General features: G+C 43.5%; 17 protein-coding genes. 6 read left to right on the top strand and 11 right to left on the bottom strand.

Translation table 11 applies throughout. The annotated features are described in order from the left end of the window. Positions 1–131: 131 nt before the first annotated feature. From ACM0P2_RS17595 to ACM0P2_RS17585, 3 genes are all read left to right on the top strand, one after another. Positions 132–341, top strand: coding sequence for a cold-shock protein (locus ACM0P2_RS17595; protein ID WP_012519905.1), 210 nt, complete (start codon positions 132–134; stop codon positions 339–341). A gap of 225 nt (positions 342–566) precedes the next feature. Further along, a complete protein-coding gene (locus tag ACM0P2_RS17590; protein WP_419226920.1) occupies positions 567–1223 on the top strand; it encodes a hypothetical protein in 657 nt (218 codons plus the stop codon). 79 nt (positions 1224–1302) lie between these two features. Then, positions 1303–1785: an Lrp/AsnC family transcriptional regulator gene (locus tag ACM0P2_RS17585; RefSeq protein WP_105932218.1), complete on the top strand. Its 483-nt coding sequence runs from the start codon at positions 1303–1305 to the stop codon at positions 1783–1785. A gap of 654 nt (positions 1786–2439) precedes the next feature. Here the strand turns inward: ACM0P2_RS17585 and ACM0P2_RS17580 are convergent. From ACM0P2_RS17580 to ACM0P2_RS17570, 3 genes are read right to left on the bottom strand one after another with little or no spacing between them, the layout of a single operon-like run. Next, the gene (locus tag ACM0P2_RS17580; RefSeq protein ID WP_159119281.1) at positions 2440–3447 is read right to left on the bottom strand and encodes a cytochrome d ubiquinol oxidase subunit II; all 1008 of its coding nucleotides are present in this window, start codon (positions 3445–3447) and stop codon (positions 2440–2442) included. Positions 3448–3458: 11 nt separating this feature from the next. After that, positions 3459–4832: a cytochrome ubiquinol oxidase subunit I gene (locus ACM0P2_RS17575; protein ID WP_419226919.1), complete on the bottom strand. Its 1374-nt coding sequence runs from the start codon at positions 4830–4832 to the stop codon at positions 3459–3461. 11 nt (positions 4833–4843) lie between these two features. Next, positions 4844–5401, bottom strand: a complete 558-nt coding sequence (locus tag ACM0P2_RS17570) for a GbsR/MarR family transcriptional regulator (RefSeq protein ID WP_120963335.1) — start codon at positions 5399–5401, stop codon at positions 4844–4846. Between the two features lie 225 nt (positions 5402–5626). On the opposite strand from ACM0P2_RS17570, the gene ACM0P2_RS17565 reads away from it, so the two are divergent. Continuing rightward, the gene (locus ACM0P2_RS17565; RefSeq protein ID WP_159119279.1) at positions 5627–8353 is read left to right on the top strand and encodes an ATP-binding protein; all 2727 of its coding nucleotides are present in this window, start codon (positions 5627–5629) and stop codon (positions 8351–8353) included. Between the two features lie 168 nt (positions 8354–8521). On the opposite strand, the gene ACM0P2_RS17560 is transcribed toward ACM0P2_RS17565, so the two are convergent. From ACM0P2_RS17560 to ubiD, 4 genes are all read right to left on the bottom strand, one after another. Next, positions 8522–9547 (bottom strand): substrate-binding periplasmic protein, encoded by a 1026-nt coding sequence (locus ACM0P2_RS17560; RefSeq protein ID WP_159119278.1) that lies wholly within the window; start codon positions 9545–9547, stop codon positions 8522–8524. 228 nt (positions 9548–9775) lie between these two features. Next, complete coding sequence (locus ACM0P2_RS17555; RefSeq protein ID WP_236547134.1) at positions 9776–11116, bottom strand: M28 family metallopeptidase; 1341 nt, start codon at positions 11114–11116, stop codon at positions 9776–9778. A gap of 263 nt (positions 11117–11379) precedes the next feature. Then, positions 11380–12075: an NAD(P)H-flavin reductase gene (gene fre, locus ACM0P2_RS17550; protein ID WP_159119276.1), complete on the bottom strand. Its 696-nt coding sequence runs from the start codon at positions 12073–12075 to the stop codon at positions 11380–11382. Positions 12076–12173: 98 nt separating this feature from the next. Next, complete coding sequence (gene ubiD, locus ACM0P2_RS17545; protein ID WP_159119275.1) at positions 12174–13640, bottom strand: 4-hydroxy-3-polyprenylbenzoate decarboxylase; 1467 nt, start codon at positions 13638–13640, stop codon at positions 12174–12176. Positions 13641–13888: 248 nt separating this feature from the next. On the opposite strand from ubiD, the gene ACM0P2_RS17540 reads away from it, so the two are divergent. Both ACM0P2_RS17540 and ACM0P2_RS17535 read left to right on the top strand, forming a co-directional pair. After that, the gene (locus ACM0P2_RS17540; RefSeq protein ID WP_120963341.1) at positions 13889–14140 is read left to right on the top strand and encodes a TIGR02647 family protein; all 252 of its coding nucleotides are present in this window, start codon (positions 13889–13891) and stop codon (positions 14138–14140) included. A gap of 172 nt (positions 14141–14312) precedes the next feature. Next, complete coding sequence (locus ACM0P2_RS17535; protein ID WP_159119274.1) at positions 14313–14957, top strand: tetratricopeptide repeat protein; 645 nt, start codon at positions 14313–14315, stop codon at positions 14955–14957. A gap of 127 nt (positions 14958–15084) precedes the next feature. On the opposite strand, the gene ACM0P2_RS17530 is transcribed toward ACM0P2_RS17535, so the two are convergent. The 4 genes from ACM0P2_RS17530 to ACM0P2_RS17515 form a co-directional block, all read right to left on the bottom strand. Further along, complete coding sequence (locus tag ACM0P2_RS17530) at positions 15085–15654, bottom strand: cytochrome b/b6 domain-containing protein (protein WP_159119273.1); 570 nt, start codon at positions 15652–15654, stop codon at positions 15085–15087. 101 nt (positions 15655–15755) lie between these two features. After that, positions 15756–16037 (bottom strand): PepSY domain-containing protein, encoded by a 282-nt coding sequence (locus ACM0P2_RS17525; RefSeq protein WP_120963344.1) that lies wholly within the window; start codon positions 16035–16037, stop codon positions 15756–15758. Positions 16038–16213: 176 nt separating this feature from the next. Further along, a complete protein-coding gene (locus ACM0P2_RS17520; protein WP_105932230.1) occupies positions 16214–16507 on the bottom strand; it encodes a helix-turn-helix domain-containing protein in 294 nt (97 codons plus the stop codon). Next, positions 16504–16827, bottom strand: coding sequence for a type II toxin-antitoxin system RelE/ParE family toxin (locus tag ACM0P2_RS17515; RefSeq protein WP_159119272.1), 324 nt, complete (start codon positions 16825–16827; stop codon positions 16504–16506). The genes ACM0P2_RS17520 and ACM0P2_RS17515 overlap by 4 nt, the downstream gene beginning before the upstream one ends. Positions 16828–16947 lie beyond the last annotated feature (120 nt).

Genomic DNA, 16947 nt, shown 5'->3' with positions numbered 1-16947 from the left:
CCTGTAATTTGTTGTAAGTTGTTTGTCCATTCGTAAGTAAGACCCAATACTCCGCCAATTTAAAGACTTTAAAGAAACTAAGTTACACGCGCTTATGCGCAATTTAATATGATATTTGAGGTCTATACGACATGTCTAAAGTTACAGGCACAGTTAAGTGGTTCAACGCTGATAAAGGTTACGGTTTTCTAACACAAGATAATGGCGGCAAGGACGTATTCGTTCATTTCCGTGCAATTATCTCTGACGGTTACAAAACGCTTCCAGAAGGTCAGCGAGTAGAATTTGAAGTTGAAGAAGGTCAAAAAGGTCTTCAAGCTGCTAACGTGCAAGCTATCTAAGAATTCAAAAACGGCGGTCATTAGACCGCCGTTTTTCTTTCAGCAACACCCAAAATTTTTCTTCTCCCCAGCTTTGATATTCTCAAATCAATTACTACGCGTTTTATAGCAAGCCACTTCTTAATCCTTAAATACGGCCCACAAATATTGCGTCTCGATAGGCTTTAATGCTTTACTCACCGTATTAGCTAACTTCTTCAAAGTTACTCTTTTATGGAGAGCACCATGCGAATTATCGTTTTCTTGCGAGTTTCACTGTTAATTTCAATTTTCGTCTTTACCGCGCAGTCTGCTAACGCAGAACCACAGTCCCAACCTGAGCCTGTTCAGCAGAGTGATGGGAATATACTAGCTGTCGTTTTAGGTCAAAACGTTACTCGCACCGATGCGATGCCTAATGAAAAAGAGCAAAAAGAAATAAAAGAGCAGGCTAAAGAAAATTATAACGACATGCTTGATTATGTTGTTCGTGTAAATGCTTCGACAAAAATTTATGAATTGGTTTTAGAAGACTACGCGGCAAAAAAGGGGATTGAGCTTAACCAAGCTCTCGTTACTAAATTTATGGAAAAGTTTGCCAATCAGATGTCTGAGAAAAATAGCAGTAAGCCAATTAAAGAGATTGCAGAAAAACAGGTCATGCAGTTTCAAACTGAAAAGGTCCTGTTCGACGAGTTTGGTGGCAAGGTGATATTTCGTCAGTCTAACCCGCAAATGCCGATTGATGCATATAAGGCCTTGCTCAACCGCTATCGTGAAAATAATCAATTACAGATAATAGACAGTGCGCTAGAAGAGGCATTTTGGAATGTTTTTACTCCGCCATTTCAATATGAAATTGCACCAGAAAATGTAGACTTTACTCAGCCATGGTGGCTGTAGTGCGCGGGATGAGAGAAATATATGAAGCCAGTTAACGTCGAAGCCTTATCAATCCTTTTTATAAGAGCAGCATATCTTTATGCGTAATGATAAAAGTAAAAGCATCGACGGGATTGATAAAGCCATTTTAAGGTTACTTCAAAACAATACAGAAACGCCTGTTGCAGAAATCGCAGATCAAGTAGGGTTAACAGTAACGCCCTGCTGGCGTCGCATTCAAAAGCTTGAAGAGAAGGGAATTATTTCAAAGCGCGTTGCTCTGTTACAAGCTCGGCAGCTCGGCCTTACCATGACCGTCTTTGTGCAAGTGAAAGCAGGTCGGCACGATGGAAAGTGGCTTGCTTCGTTTGCTAAGCACGCCGCATCTTTTGATGAAGTTGTAGAATGTTATCGCATGTCAGGAGAGTATGATTACTTACTTAAGGTACTGGTTACTGACATGGATTGCTTCGACCATTTTTACAAGCGCCTAGTTAACGGAATAGAGTTCTCAGATGTCACATCGAGCTTCGCTATGGAGCAGATAAAGTACACGACGGCAGTGCCGCTGAGCCATCTTTAATCGTTAAAACGCCAGTAACAAGCAGCAGAACAAGAAAAGAAAAAGCTGAATATACAAAGAAATAGTGGATTAAGTTATCATTTAAAAGGCAAAAAAATGGGGCCGGTTTGACGGGCCCCATATGAATTAATGATTTTGGTCTTCAACGTGCTGTTCGGCGAATATCTTGGATTTCTTTTTGATTTTACATCCTAAGATACGCTGCGCATTCTTTCTGCCGATGTAATGAGCTACAGGGTAGGGGTGCGCGCGCTTGAAGAACCGTGAGATTGAATGGAAAACATTTTCCATAAGTTGGCTCCTTCTAGTAAAAATTGCCCCACTTAAAATATAGTAATGTTACAGTTTGATGTCAACACTTATCTTCGTTAAGGAATAACGACGCCATGCAGAACGAGCTCTTTGCACAGATTTCGTTAAATCAAACAGTTACCATTTATTTTTATACTTTAGTTTAAGAAAAAGATCAGTTTTTACGCTTTTAGCTAAAATATTTGAGGAAAATAAATGAAAATACGTGAAGAGAAGCTAAAAAATATGTAATCGATAATACAGCTGGAAAGAAAGTGAACACCATTGTTTTCCAATGATGCCCACTATTACTTTAATTTATTTAACTAACAAGGAGGTGTGTTACTAAGACATACACGGGCCTCAATAGTAAGAAAGCTTTTCTGATTTACCAGAAAAGATCTTATACACCATGGCCGTGTAGGCCAGAATAATGGGCACAACAATGACCACGCCAACAAGTAAAAAACGTAGAGAGTTTGCGTCACTGAGCGCATCCATCACTGTCATCTGTCCAGGAATGATAAACGGATAGTAGCTTATGCCGAATGCGGCGAAGCAAAGTAAAAATACGAGTAGAGCAATAAAGAACGGAAGCCATTCGCCTTTACCTTGCGCGTCAGGTAGTTTCTTAAGCAACACACCACAAAGTGCTAAAAGCGCGAAACACGTTACCGGGATGGCGAAAAGTACATACCCCCAAGGTGCAGACAGCCATAAGTCTCGCACGTCATCGTGTAAGGTTAGGTTAGCGATACTTACTGCGACAATCCCAACAGCCAGTATTCCCAAACCTCTTCTCGCCCAGTAATAGGCTTTTTGCTGAAGCTCACCTTCCGTTTTAAGTATGAGCCAGCACGAACCAATAAACGCATAGGCTGCGGTAACACCAAATGCTGCAAGTAAGGCGAAGGCTTGTGCCCAGATATCTGTGCGAAGCCCCGTTACGTAAATACCTAACATATAACCTTGCGCTAGTGTGGTAAGCAACGAGCCGTACTTAAACACCAAGTCCCATTTTCGCTTTTTCACCTGCACAACCTTGGCGCGAAAATCGAACGCTACGCCGCGAAGAATAAGCCCTAACAGCATGAAGGTTGCAGGCAAGTACAAGGTTTGTAAAAACTCACTGTGGGCTTCAGGAAAAGCAATGAGTAACAGACCTATTGCAAGTACAAGCCAAGTCTCATTTGCATCCCAGTAGGGTCCTATGGATGCAATCATATCATCTCTAAACGCTTCTGTTCTTGGTGGGATCAATACACCTACGCCTAAGTCGTAGCCATCAAGAATGGCATAAAGTAAAACCGATAACCCAAGTAGCCCCACGTAGATATTGCCGAGCATTTCTGCTGATACATTTTCAAACATGTTTGCTCTCCTTAAACCGTGGCAGGATCGGGATCGCTAGGCTGCATTTTAGCTTTCGCAACTTCCCGTTCCTCTGTTGTGATCTCTTCTATTTCAACAGCTCTTCTGCACATCAACATCAATGTGCCCATGTAAGCTATAAGTAGTACCGTATAAATAACCAAGTACAGGGTAAACGAGAGTGCTATGTTTCCAGGCGGCAACTGCGTAACGGCGTCAGCGGTTTTCAGTACGCCGCTCACCAAATAAGGCTGTCTGCCGATTTCGGTTACATACCAGCCTGCAAGCGTGGCTATCCAACCGCTAAACGCCATGCCAGCAAAGGTACGTTTAAGCCATAACGGGAAATCTTTTTTACGTAGCAAGTACAGACTGCCTATCCATGAAACCGCAAGCATTAGCATGCCCATCCCTACCATTACCCTGAATCCGTAAAATACCGGCGCAACGGGAGGATGTTCGCCTTCGAATTCATTTAGCCCTTTGATTTCACCTTTGAGCTCATGAGTTAGAATAAGGCTTGCACCGTAAGGAATAGGAATTTCAAAGTGATTTTCTTTACTTTCCTCATCGGGAATGGCAAAAAGTAACAAAGGCGCACCTTCGGTGGTCTCCCACAGCCCTTCCATAGCCGCTATTTTTTGCGGCTGGTGTTCAAGGGTATTTAAACCGTGCATGTCGCCTGCAAATATCTGCAGCGGTATTAACACTGCTGCCGTATAGGTGGCGGTTTTAAGCGCAAGCTTCGGCGCTAATTTATCGTCGCCTTTAAGCATGCGGTACGCTGAGAGCCCGGCTATAAGAAAACTGGCCGTAAGCCCTGAGGCTAACATCATGTGAACAAAGCGGTAAGGGAAAGAAGGGTTAAATATAATTTCCTTCCAGTTTGTTGCATACACCACACCGTCGACCACTTCAAAACCCTGCGGCGTTTGCATCCAGCTATTTAGTGCCAATATCCAGAAGGCAGACGTTGTAGTGCCCAGCGCAACGATGAGGGTAGACGCAGTATGCAGCCAGTTGGGGACCCGGCGTATGCCAAATAGCATGATACCTAAGAAAGTGGCTTCTAAGAAAAAGGCAGTGAGCACCTCGTAACCTAAAAGCGGCCCGGCGACATTGCCCACCTTTTCCATAAACCCAGGCCAATTGGTGCCGAACTGAAATGACATTGTCACACCGCTTACCACGCCAAGCGCAAAGCTAAGTGCAAACACACGAACCCAAAAACGATACATGCGCATCCATACAGGATGGCCCGAAGTGTTTGAGCGCAGTTTGAAATAAAACAAAAACCATCCCATTGCCATCGTGATGGTTGGAAATAAGATATGAAAGCTAATATTTAGCGCAAATTGTAAACGAGACAGCAAGAATGCATCCACAGAAGGCCCCCTTAGTTAACGCTGTTTTTTCCCGGAAGTAGCTTATCCTTAAGCTCAAGCATACGACCTACGCCAGAACCCAACTTCATTAAAGTGTTAAGCTTTTCAGGTCCAAGATTTTGAAGTTCTTGTGACCATGCCGTAATTGATTCGAGTAAATCGTGAATTTCGTTCAGTTTGTGTTGAGCGTTCGCCTCTTTTTCATTGGCTGGTGCGTCGAGCAAGAGATCCCGCAGCAAGCTCATAGTTGGGTCTATTTCCCGCTTTCTACGCTCTTCAAATACCCGATTAGCAAGCGTCCAGATATCGCCAGCGGGAATAAAGAACTCTTTTCTCTCCCCTGGTACTAAGTGCTGTTTTACTAAGCGCCAAGACTGAAGCTCTTTTAAACCCATACTGGTGTTGCCTCTGGAGATATTCAGAGCGTCGGCGATTTCTTGCGCTGAAATGGGTTCTTCATTCAACACAATAAGCGCAAGGATTTGCCCTACGGTTCTATTGAACCCCCAGCGACTTCCCATTTCGCCAAAATGCATAACGGCAGAAGTAATTAACGGCGTCATCTTCATTTTTATATTCCAGAAGTTTCAGAAATTACTGAAAGTTTATTGCGATAAATCAATAAACACAAGAGTAATTTAGGTTTGTGAGCTATTTTTAATTGAAAATTTAATGAATATTAATTAGAGGGCTTTAATAGATATCGCATGATCTTTGGTAAGTAACTTGTTATCGTTGCACGAATTTAATATTTACTACGAAACCTAGCTTTCCCCAATTTCTCGGCCAAGGCAATGCAACACAATATAGATAGAAAAAACACACAGCTTCAGAACTGTGAAGATGAGGCTATACATTTAATCGAAAGTGTTCAGAGCTTTGGGTATGTCATGGCAATAGACCCTGAGTCAAAAAAAGTTCAGGTGGTCAGTGAAAATATCAACGATCTTTTTAAGGTTGATATTGTACCCAACCAAACCCTTATTACCGAACTCATAGACGTCCCTTCTGCTGAAGCACCAACTTTCCAAACCATATATGAAACGGTAAAGGGCGGAAACACTCGCCGCGCATATCAGTGGAAATTTGCCAAAAATGCGCTTTGGCTTGATAGTTGGGAAAAAGAAGGTAGTGGGGTAGCATTTGACTCAAATGGCTTACTTGTCATCGAATTAGAACCTACACCGCAGCTTAGTTACGAAGCCGCCCAACAGTGGGTACCAATGGACGTAGATATACGTACCTTGTTACCTGACGTGGATGACTGTGAGTCAATCAACGATGTTGCTGATGCTATCGCTCAAGTGTTCAAGAGATACATTGGTTTTAGCTCTGTCATGGTTTATCAATTTGATAAAGATTATTGCGGAGAAGTTATAGGAGAAGCAAAAGCCGCTTCTTCGCGCTCTTTCAAAGGGTTAAAGTTCCCTGCATCTGATATACCGAGCCAAGCACGTGAGTTGTATTTAAAAAATAGAGTACGCTGTGTATTTGATGTAGAAGAGGCGCCAATTGGCTTACAACCACCAATAGCAGAATCGGGCCGTCCTCCCGTCAATTTGTCCATGTCGATGGTCCGCTCGGTTTCTCCGGTTCATATTGCCTATTTAAAAAATATGGGGGTTCGCTCTTCGTTTTCCGTTTCCCTTGTATTCGAAGGTAGGTTATGGGGTCTGCTGGCTTGCCACAATAATGAACCTAAATATATTGATCAGAAAAAGCGATTAGTATGTGAATCACTCGGTCATTTGTATGCCTGGCAACTGCATACAAAAGCTCTACACGAAAAGAAAGAGCAGTTTCAAACTCGTCAGCGTAAGCTAAATAATATTATTCATCAGCTAACAAGTTATCCAAACCCATTAGAGGCCATTACTCAAAAAGAAGCAGGCCTTTTGGACGTGGCCAATGCATCAGGAATGGCGGTTATAACGCCAATCGATAAATACTTAGTGGGCAGAACACCGTCTGAAAAAACCTTAACCAGGCTACTTAACAAGCTGGTTGTTACCAATTCGGAAGAGTCGATAGCTATTAATAAGCTGGGAAATGAAGTCACTGAAGACTGCGACCTAAACGGCATTCGGGGTATGTACATATCTTGTGTGTCGGCAAAGTTGGGGTATTACACCGTATGGTTCAGAGAGCCTAAAGACAAAACCATACGCTGGGCAGGTAAAGAAGCTGCCAAAAAAGACATTGGCAAATCACTCACTCCTCGCAACTCGTTTGATATGTACTTACAGAGCGTTGCTGACGAGTCAGTAGAGTGGACAGAAGACGACCAGCTAATTATCGAAGGCTTTGACCACTTATTTATTCCCTATGCACTTAGCCTAAAGGCATCTTTAGATAAGCAAATTAGTAAGTTGGAAGAACTAGATAAGGCCAAAGATCAATTCTTGGCAAGTATATCCCATGAGCTTCGTTCGCCGCTCAATTCTATCGTTGGCTGGACCGATTTGGCATTAATGGATGTTAAAAACGTTGAAAGAATGACTGACGCTTTAGGTGTTATAAAACGTGCTGCGTCAACTCAGGCGGCATTGATAAATGACATCCTAGACCTATCACGCATCATTTCAGGCACTATGAAACTCAGTATCCATTCGTTGAATATTGCCTCGTCGATTTCAGAAGTGGCAAAGTCTTTTGAGGCTGGGTTTGCAAGCAAGAATATTAAACTCTCCATAAATTGCGAAGACGAATACACCCAAATATTAGGTGATAATTTACGGATAAAGCAGGTTATTAATAACCTGTTAAGCAACGCCCTCAAGTTCACGTCTAAAGGCGGCACAGTACATGTTCGCGGCAAACGAGAACATTCTAACTATTTGTTCCGTGTGAAAGACAATGGAAAGGGAATGACACAAGAACAAGTAGCCAGAGTATTTGAACGCTTTTATCAAGGTAAAAACGAGCATAATAAACACGGTCTTGGATTAGGGCTGTCTATTGTGAAAAGCCTTGTGGAAATGCATGGTGGCGAGATATACGCTGAAAGTGATGGGCTAAATTCAGGCACCACATTTTTTGTTTCCATGCCCATTGCGCCGCTTAGCCTGCACGATGATATTATCGAGACCAAAAACACGGAAATTAGTGATTTGACCGAGTCTCTGCGACTCGACGGCTTGCGCATATTAGTAGCGGAAGACGAACAAGACGCAAGAGACTTCATTAAACTCTTTTTGGAATCAAATGGTGCTCGCGTCAACGTGGCGAAAAATGGTTTATTGGCATGGAAAGAGTTAAACGATATGCCAGAAGCATTCGACCTGTTGCTGTCAGATATTGGCATGCCTGAGATGGATGGGTTAGGTTTAGTTACTAAAATTCGCGCCAGCGAAGTTCCAGAAATTGCCAAGCTCAATGCAGTTGCGTTAACGGCTTACGCTTATACATCAGACAGGGTGAAAGCCCTTAAAGCAGGCTTTAATAACTATGTTTCTAAACCGGTCGATGGTGAAGAGTTACTGACTATTTTGGAAATGTATTTGCCAGAATCTGCTCATTAGCAAGTTAAAGCGTAAACGCTGCGCTAACGAGTTCTTGTTAGCGCAGTACATTGAGTACGGTAACTAACGCATAAACGCATTAACGCAAGCGCGTAAGAATGACGCGCAAAGATTAGCGCCTAACAGGGCGTCTTAAAGATTGCTCATGGTTACCGCGAGTAGACACCGCTACCAGCGTTGAAGCAGGCGTTGATAAGTCGTCTTGTCTAACAAAGACGCTCTGATCGAAGGTGTTTCGTCTTGTACCAGTGATGCCTGCGCTTGTTCCAATGATTCGTAAGCCTTGCCATCAATGAAGAACTTACTGTTTTTCGATGTAGGCTTCCCGTCGAGGGAGTATGAAGTAGCCAGGCTATCAGATGAACGTGTTATATCAGTATGACCGATAAAGTCAGCAGTACCATCGCCGTCAACATCTTTCGTTAACCAAGGCAATGAGAGAGGAGCGTTGAACTCCCCATTACTCTGCATGGAAGACACCGTTTCATTAAATCGTTCGATCATGCTTTTTGCGTCAGCAAGCTCTTTCCTAACTGCGAGCTGAAAACCAGTTTGTGCCAGCGGTTTTGCCGAATAATGCAATGTTTCTTCGTTATCATTTGCCAACAGAATATTAAGTTCTCGAGCGAGCAGTTCTGTGGTTAGCAGGAATGGCGCTCGATCATCTGCAAGCTGACGAAATGCATCAAACGTACTAGGGTTTCGCGACCATTTTATCTCTTTGAGTGTTCTGAACATGGGGGTATTGGCAAAGCGATTTTCAATGGCAACGCGATTATCTTTGAGGTGGGGAAATAGCCTTACGTTCTCTACCTCGGCGTTTTTACTTACGGCATATAAGTAGGCGGGCAGGTAGACATCAGACAAAAGTAAGTGGCTACTATCTTCCCCTAAGTTAACGTAAGCAAATTCGCCATCTAATTTCCCCGTTAAAACAGAACTTCCCAAAAAAGCATCGCGCATCACGCGAAGCTCGACGTCTAACTCAGCTTTTTCAAACACTTTTTTCAGTAAGTTATTAATACGAGCGGGCTCGCCGTCATCGCTGATGTAAGTCTCGAAGGATGAGGCGCCAAGAGTTGTGGGCGCAGCGTGAAGTTGCAAAATATTGCAGCAGTAAAGTACAAGGCTTACGCTCAAGAATAAAGCGCGACGAGTGAAAAAGGAAAGCGGGAAAGCGTTACATCTTGCCAAAAGTGGACTCCGTACTGCAACCATGCATTTTCTACACTCTAATGCAGTTAGCGGTTTAATTCCAATAAACTCACCATTCGCAAAATTAACAAAATGTAAGCGACATCAATATATTGCATATTGTGTCGCTAACTTGATAAGTGTGATTTTTAATTTGATAAGGAGCGTTTACTGTTTTAAACGTCGCCCAACCCCTAACGTAATGAGTAAGGGGTTGATACTATTGGTTTACTCGCCGAAGCTACCTGCGGGACCCGGGTAGACCACTACGCTTTCCACGCCATCTTTATTAACGCTGGCAACTCCGAAGAAGTAGTTGTCGATAACCACGTTCTCAAGTACCGCTTCAGTAACGTTACCCACGTATTTACTGAATTCCCATTGCGGAGCGTCAGTATGACGCCAATACACCTTGTAACCTTTGAGCTGAGGGTTTTGCTTCGCATCCAGAGCATCCCACTTAAGCGTAGTTGAAGGCTGCACAGCGCCCGCAATCTCTACATTAGCTGGTGGGTTAGGGGCCCATGCCATTGCTGCAAGGGAAACCGCATTTAATCCGGTAAGCTTCGCTGCGTAATCAAAATTAACGCCATCTAAGGTATCGCCATAGGCAATGCCATCTTCAACGCGAAGGTCTTGGTGCTGGCGGGTGTAGTTTTCGTTGGTTTCCATAATGCGAATGCCCGGATACCCCAAGTCATTAAATGGGCGGTGATGACCACCACGACCAAAGCGGTCTAAGCGATAAATCACCATGGTGTCTAAATTCTCAATGTACTTGTCAGCAATGTTATCAATATAGCGGGCAAGGTTGCGACTTGGCGAGTCAACTTCACCCCCTGTGAAACGACGCATACGTGCTTCTTTTTCCGTCTCAGTTACTCGCGTCCCTTCAGCAAACAAACGCGCGGTGGTGTTGTTAATTACACCGTTAACCCCTTCAATGTTGCCAATCATGTCATTATTTAAGACCGCTTTAATTCGCCAGCCGTCTTTTTTGGCTTGGTTTGCCATAATACGCCCGCCGAAAAGCCCTTGCTCTTCGCCAGATAGTGCTGCATAAACAATGCTGCCGTTGAACTTATATTTTGATAAAACCCGTGCAGCTTCAAGTGTTCCAGCTACACCCGAAGCATTATCGTTAGCGCCCGGTGAGTCCGAGGCGAAATCCATCACATCTGACACCCGTGAGTCGATATCGCCAGACATGATCACGTACCGATTAGGATCTGTGGTGCCACGTTGAATGGCGATTACGCTAACAACCTCTACTGGGTCGGGAATACGCTTCTCTCCGCTAATCACTTCAGACTGATAGTACACCTCTAAGCAGCCACCACATTCAGCCGAAATCTTGTCAAACTCAGACTTTATCCAACGCCGTGCCGCGCCTATGCCACGAGTATCAGACTCGGTTTCAGAAAGAGTGTGACGAGTGCCAAAGTTGACCAGAGTAGTAATGTCTTTCTCAATGTTTTCGGCAGAAACGTTTTTGGCTATATCGTAAAGCGCTTGTTGCTGTTCGGTTTCTGCATTGGCGACAAAAGAGGCGGCAGTACTCAACAACATAACTGATACTATTCGGCTGGTTGTTGGTCTTATTTTAGTTAGTGCGGACAGTTTTTTTATCATTGTTTTCTCCAGTGTTTATCTTTTCACCATAACGAATACGGTAGAAACGTACAATTAGAGTAAACGTGTGTAATGGTTGGTTATCGCAAGTAATAAAAGATGAACGTTAAGTTCGAATAATTCGGTGATTAAAACGGGTTCAAATAGACAATAAAAAGCCGGCGTCTGCCGGCTTGTAGGATATGAGACTGCGTTAGTGTTTAGATAAACGCAAACGCGTCACCAAACAGATTCTCTACTTTCAAACCGCGCTGAGTAAAATCATCGCGTACAACTTTTGCCATTTCAAATCGACCGGCAACGTATACTTGAACGTTCGAGAAGTCAGCGTGGTCAGCCATCACTGCATGATGCACCCAACCCGTTCTGCCTTTCCACTCGTCGCAAGCAAATTCAACAACGGGAACAAAAGTAAAGTGGTCGTTCGCATCGGCTAATGCGTTAAGCTCTTCAGCTAAATATAAATCTGCGGCATGCTTCCCGCCCCAGTAAAGCGTAACCGGGGTCTTGTCGCCATTTTTCAGGTGCTCTTGTAAAATTGAGTAGGTATACGAGAAACCGGTACCACCCGCAATTAACACTATTGGCAAGCCGTTGCTTTGCAAAAAGGCGTTACCGTTACCCACATTCACAACAATTTCACCTTCTGCGCGCATGCGTTCAAGCACTTCACCTGCATAGCTGTTGCCCGGCTCGGCACCAATGTGTAGCTCGATACGGCTATTATCAAATGCGGCATTGGCAATAGAGAAAGGGCGCATATCTTTCTCGCCCATTACTACCATAGCGTATTGGCCTGCTTTGAATTCAACTGCACTTTCAGGCGTTAACTCAACTTTTTGTACCACTTCTGTTAAAGGCGTGATGCTTGCAACCTTGCATTTAATCTCTGACATGTATTCTCTTCTAACCTTCTTGCTTAGCGTAACGCCTTAATATGGGATATTAAAAAACCGCTCGTTTGCATTTAAATGAATTGGCTTAAACGTAGTGACTACATAATACCAAGACTATCCCAAATATCATCTACGCGTTTTTTAACGTCTTCATCCATCACGATGGGGACACCCCATTCCCGGTCAGTTTCGCCAGGCATTTTATTGGTAGCATCCATTCCCATTTTTGAGCCGAGGCCTGAAACGGGTGATGCAAAATCTAAATAATCTATGGGCGTGTTTTCTATCATGACCGTATCGCGGGCTGGGTCCATGCGGGTAGTAATTGCCCAAATAACGTCGTTCCAATCACGCGCATTTACGTCGTCATCGCACACTATCACAAATTTAGTGTACATAAACTGTCTTAAAAACGACCATACGCCCATCATCACTCGTTTCGCATGTCCAGGGTACTGTTTCTTCATCGTTACCACCGCCATGCGATAAGAGCAGCCTTCAGGTGGTAAGTAGAAGTCTACTATCTCAGGAAACTGTTTTTGTAAGATGGGCACGAATACTTCGTTTAACGCGACACCTAAAATGGCGGGCTCATCGGGCGGACGACCAGTATAGGTTGAGTGATAGATAGGATTTTTACGGTGCGTAATGTGGGTAACAGTAAACACCGGGAAGTCATCCACTTCATTGTAATAACCGGTGTGGTCGCCGTAAGGGCCCTCAGGCGCAGTCTCATCTTGTGCTATATAGCCTTCAAGCACAATTTCTGCGCTGGCAGGTACTTGCAAATCGTTACTGATAGACTTAACCACTTCGGTTTTATCTCCGCGAAGCAAGCCAGCAAAGGCGTATTCAGAAAGTGTATCTGGAACGGGGGTAACTGCCCCTAATATGGTAGCTGGATCTGCGCCAAGTGCTACGGATACAGGGTAGGGCTCCCCGGGGTGTGTTTGGCACCATTCACGAAAATCGAGTGCGCCACCACGGTGCGACAACCAGCGCATAATAAGTTTGTTTTTACCGATAACCTGCTGACGATAAATACCCAAGTTCTGACGCTTTTTATGGGGGCCTTTAGTTACACTTAAACCCCAAGTAACGAGAGGCGCTGCGTCACCTGGCCAACAGCGCTGTACAGGAATTTTAGATAGATCTACGTCATCACCCGTTAATATCACCTCCTGACAAGGTGCTTTTTTTAGTACCTTGGCAGGCATGTTCAGTACCTGCTTAAATACCGGAAGCTTTTCCCATAGGTCCTTAAGCCCTTTTGGCGGCTCAGGCTCTTTCAAGTAGGCGAGTAATTTGCCTACTTCGCGCAATGCTTCTACAGAGTCTTGCCCCATGCCCATCGCCACGCGCTCTGGTGTACCAAAAAGATTGGCAAGAACCGGCATATCATGGTTTTTGGGGTTTTCAAATAACAGAGCAGGGCCGCCAGCGCGCAAGGTACGGTCTGCAATTTCCGTCATTTCTAAGTCGGTGTCTATGGGCTGGGTAATGCGTACTAGTTCGCCTTTGGCTTCTAATTGGCGAATAAAGTCTCGTAAATCTTTGTATTTCATCAGTGCAGGTGTATCCACGAATGTAATTTATGGCAAGAATATACTATTTAGCGATAAAGTCCGATCAGTAAGCGCTGCTAATCTGTGATTAAACCTTTTACAGACAAATTAACCTTTACAGAGGCCATATTTCTGTGTGATATAAGAAAACGTTAAAAATTTTAACAAATCTAGGTTCTGTCAATCCAACGTGTATGAGACGACTACACTGTAGACAAGCAGGCCTATCTTTTGCCTAAGGTGGTTACATGAGCTCATTCGATCAGGATATGCTAGACGAATTAAACTTATTGCTTAAGTTCCCTGCAGACAGTTTACTTCAAGGCCTTAAAATTCATCACGACGCTAGTCAAACAATGGTAAACGCAGCGTCTAGACTGTACTCAAAAGGGTTGATTACTCAGCCCGACGGCGGTTATCTCACCGATTTAGGTATCGATCTCGCCGATCACGCCCGTCACATCCAATCAGCATTGTGCCCGAGAAAAAGTAGTCACTAGGTTTTTTAGACTGCCAATTAACCTGCCTTACAATAGCCTTCACGGGAATGTAAGCCTTATTATCTAGTCATTTGTACGAGATTGTGTAAAGAAAGGCATGTCTTAGTTAAGATAATCTATAATAAGTCGATAACTTAACTAAGACACTGCAATCATCAGATACACTTTTGCTATGAAACGTTTTTTATCGACCGCTTTATTTATTTGCGCCTCAGCGACAGGCTTTTCCGCTTGTGCGCTAGAAGGTGAAACGATTGAAGAGCTGCGCGCTGTTCAGCTCTACAGCCAAGACGCGTTAATCGATATGATCAATGCCAATACGCATTTAGATAAAGTAGTAGAAGATAGGTGCCAGTTAGTACAAGACATTGAAGCGCGCGCCGACGTACTTAAAATCCCCGCCTACCAGTTTTTATGGGGTGATATGTTAGCGTGGGGCGTGTGCATTGATGCAGCGCCGTCGCGAGGCATTGGTTACATGGAAGACGCTGCTAACCAAGGTTTGCCTGCCGCGCTCGAGCAGCTTGGACGTTATTACGCAAATGGCACGTTGGTTCAGCAAGATAAGTCCCGCGCCGTCGTGTATTTACGTGAAGCCGCTGCGCTCAAAAACTTAAAAGCGCAGATTAGGTTAGTTGAATTATTCTTGGAAGGCTTCGGTAGCCCTTACGACTATGAAGATGCCTACCACTGGCTTTATAACTCGGTGACGAGCGATAAAAAACAGCATCAACAAATCGCGTCTTACTTAGCTCGACTGGAAAAGCTAATGCACCCTAAAGCTGTGCGCCAAGCTAAGCGTCCGATGGACAGTTAAACAACATCTGTAGAGGCTTCATTCCCAGTGGCTTGAACGGTTGCTCTTTCTTTTAACGCCTTGCGTTGTTCATCCTGTTGCGTGGGTGTGGATAGCAAGTTCAACAGAATTTGGGTAAGCCAATAACCTAACGCTTTCGCCACCCGGTAAGCATAGGGCGTATGAGCTGAACTTTGCCTATGTATTGCACTAAAAATACTGCCGGAATGTGCACTAGTACACAGAAGTAAAGTACATCGGCCATAATACTGTGTACCCATTCCAGCGTACTGTTGCCGAACATGGCATCAATCTCTTCCATCATAAACCCGGTAATACTCAATCCAAGCATAAGAGCTATGACAGCAAATACCATAAGCCAGCCGAAAGGGTTGTGACCATGGCTAGTCGGAATTTGCCTATGTCTTAAGTGACCGACATGGTCTAAGAAGGTTTGCTTATCTAGCGATATATTCGAAAAACTAGCGTATGATGCACTTTCATTTTTATAAGAATTAGATTTGCTCGAGTAAAACCCCCACGCAACACGCGACAATATAAGTGCTAAGGCAACATAACCCGCTATTTCATGATAAAGCCGGCCGGGCTCTACAATAAAGTAATTGGTGAGAAAGGCTGCGACAATACCCCAGTGGCATACGCGCACAATCCTATCCCAAACATAAATATCTGAAGGCGTGTCTTTAGCTTTACTCATCACGAGCTCTTCTTAAGTTAAAACAAAAACGCTGCAATAGTTTGCAGCGCTTTTATCAAGTTATAAAGCAAGCGACCCATATGCCGTTTGCTAACACGAACTTAGTGCATTTCTTTTTTAACAATGCTGCCATCAACAGGGTTGAAGTAAATTTCAACTTTATTTTCTTCTTTATCGAAGCCATAGATTTCGTAGCAGCTGCCGTCTGTCACTTTGAACTCATTAATTTTATAGCCTTGTGCTAGCAACTGAGCCTGAAATGCATCTTGATTTTGCCATTCAGATTCTGGTGCAGTAGTACATTGCGTAGTGCCGTGCTCAGCACTACATGCGCTTAATAAGGTTGCAGCGCCAATAGCAGTAGCCATCATTAGTTTTTTCATCGCAGTCTCCATTTCGCTTTTTAGTTAAAAGTTATTTCTGTCCTACAGGGGAAGAGTGTACTTATTTTGTTCTTTTATGAATAGGGCTTTTGTTGTTCACTGTAAGTGCTTATTCTTGTCTATTTTTTGGTTCAGGTTATTAATGTATGCAAATAAAGAGCATCAGCAAATAAAAATTAGCGAATAGTGTGTTGCTCTTTTTTATAGTGAATAAGTGAAAGCTCAAAGCCACAGGCATCTGCATATTTACGTAAGGTTGTCCAACTAGGGTTACTATTTCCTTTTTCTAAGCGGCTAATATTACTCTTGTGCGTTCGCAATTTTTCTGCAAGCTCTTCTTGAGTGAGCCCCGCTTCTTTTCTCATGGTTAACAAGTGCTCGATAAGCGAGAACTCACTTTCTAAGCGCTCGTACTCTTTTTTTACTTCTGGATTTTTAAATGCTTCTTGTTTTAGATTTTGTAAAGTCATAGCGAGGTCACCTCTTTCATCCTCAGTTTAGCTATTCGCAGTATTTCTTTTGGTGTTTTTTGAGACTTTTTTACGAAAGCATATAAAATGTGTACTTTTCGCCCGTTGTCATAACAAAATATTCCCCTGCCAATCCCTTCTTTTGCTTTCGCTCTCAATTCGAATAATCCGTGACTTAAAGACTGAGTATGCGGAGCACCTAAATTCGGGCCATGTTTTTCCATAAGTTCGAGTAATCTTATGAAGCGCGCCAGTATTCCTGGTGGCATAGTCAATATTTGCTTATTTACGTCCTTATAAAACTCGACTTTCCAATCCATTATAATTCCAATTGAGTTGTCATAAATGATAACTTTTGTTGCGCATTAATTCAACAAAAGTTATATAACCCGCTACCGTGTAACAACTGAATTTTGGTATAGGACGAGACAAGCGGTAGC

The sequence above is a fragment of the Alteromonas sp. OM2203 genome, from assembly GCF_048517045.1.
Classification (GTDB): Bacteria; Pseudomonadota; Gammaproteobacteria; order Enterobacterales; family Alteromonadaceae; genus Alteromonas; species Alteromonas gracilis.
Note: the sequence above shows the minus strand (reverse complement) of the source record. Positions and strands in the feature narration are given on the sequence as shown.

Bases quoted from the DNA above. Each gene is read 5' to 3' on its own strand.
- ACM0P2_RS17595 (WP_012519905.1), top strand. From the start codon at position 132: ATGTCTAAAGTTACAGGCACAGTTAAGTGGTTCAACGCTGATAAAGGT.
- ACM0P2_RS17590 (WP_419226920.1), top strand. From the start codon at position 567: ATGCGAATTATCGTTTTCTTGCGAGTTTCACTGTTAATTTCAATTTTC.
- ACM0P2_RS17585 (WP_105932218.1), top strand. From the start codon at position 1,303: ATGCGTAATGATAAAAGTAAAAGCATCGACGGGATTGATAAAGCCATT.
- ACM0P2_RS17580 (WP_159119281.1), bottom strand. From the start codon at position 3,447: ATGTTTGAAAATGTATCAGCAGAAATGCTCGGCAATATCTACGTGGGG.
- ACM0P2_RS17570 (WP_120963335.1), bottom strand. From the start codon at position 5,401: ATGAAGATGACGCCGTTAATTACTTCTGCCGTTATGCATTTTGGCGAA.
- ACM0P2_RS17565 (WP_159119279.1), top strand. From the start codon at position 5,627: ATGCAACACAATATAGATAGAAAAAACACACAGCTTCAGAACTGTGAA.
- ACM0P2_RS17555 (WP_236547134.1), bottom strand. From the start codon at position 11,116: ATGTTGTTGAGTACTGCCGCCTCTTTTGTCGCCAATGCAGAAACCGAA.
- fre (WP_159119276.1), bottom strand. From the start codon at position 12,075: ATGTCAGAGATTAAATGCAAGGTTGCAAGCATCACGCCTTTAACAGAA.
- ubiD (WP_159119275.1), bottom strand. From the start codon at position 13,640: ATGAAATACAAAGATTTACGAGACTTTATTCGCCAATTAGAAGCCAAA.
- ACM0P2_RS17540 (WP_120963341.1), top strand. From the start codon at position 13,889: ATGAGCTCATTCGATCAGGATATGCTAGACGAATTAAACTTATTGCTT.
- ACM0P2_RS17535 (WP_159119274.1), top strand. From the start codon at position 14,313: ATGAAACGTTTTTTATCGACCGCTTTATTTATTTGCGCCTCAGCGACA.
- ACM0P2_RS17530 (WP_159119273.1), bottom strand. From the start codon at position 15,654: ATGAGTAAAGCTAAAGACACGCCTTCAGATATTTATGTTTGGGATAGG.
- ACM0P2_RS17525 (WP_120963344.1), bottom strand. From the start codon at position 16,037: ATGAAAAAACTAATGATGGCTACTGCTATTGGCGCTGCAACCTTATTA.
- ACM0P2_RS17520 (WP_105932230.1), bottom strand. From the start codon at position 16,507: ATGACTTTACAAAATCTAAAACAAGAAGCATTTAAAAATCCAGAAGTA.
- ACM0P2_RS17515 (WP_159119272.1), bottom strand. From the start codon at position 16,827: ATGGATTGGAAAGTCGAGTTTTATAAGGACGTAAATAAGCAAATATTG.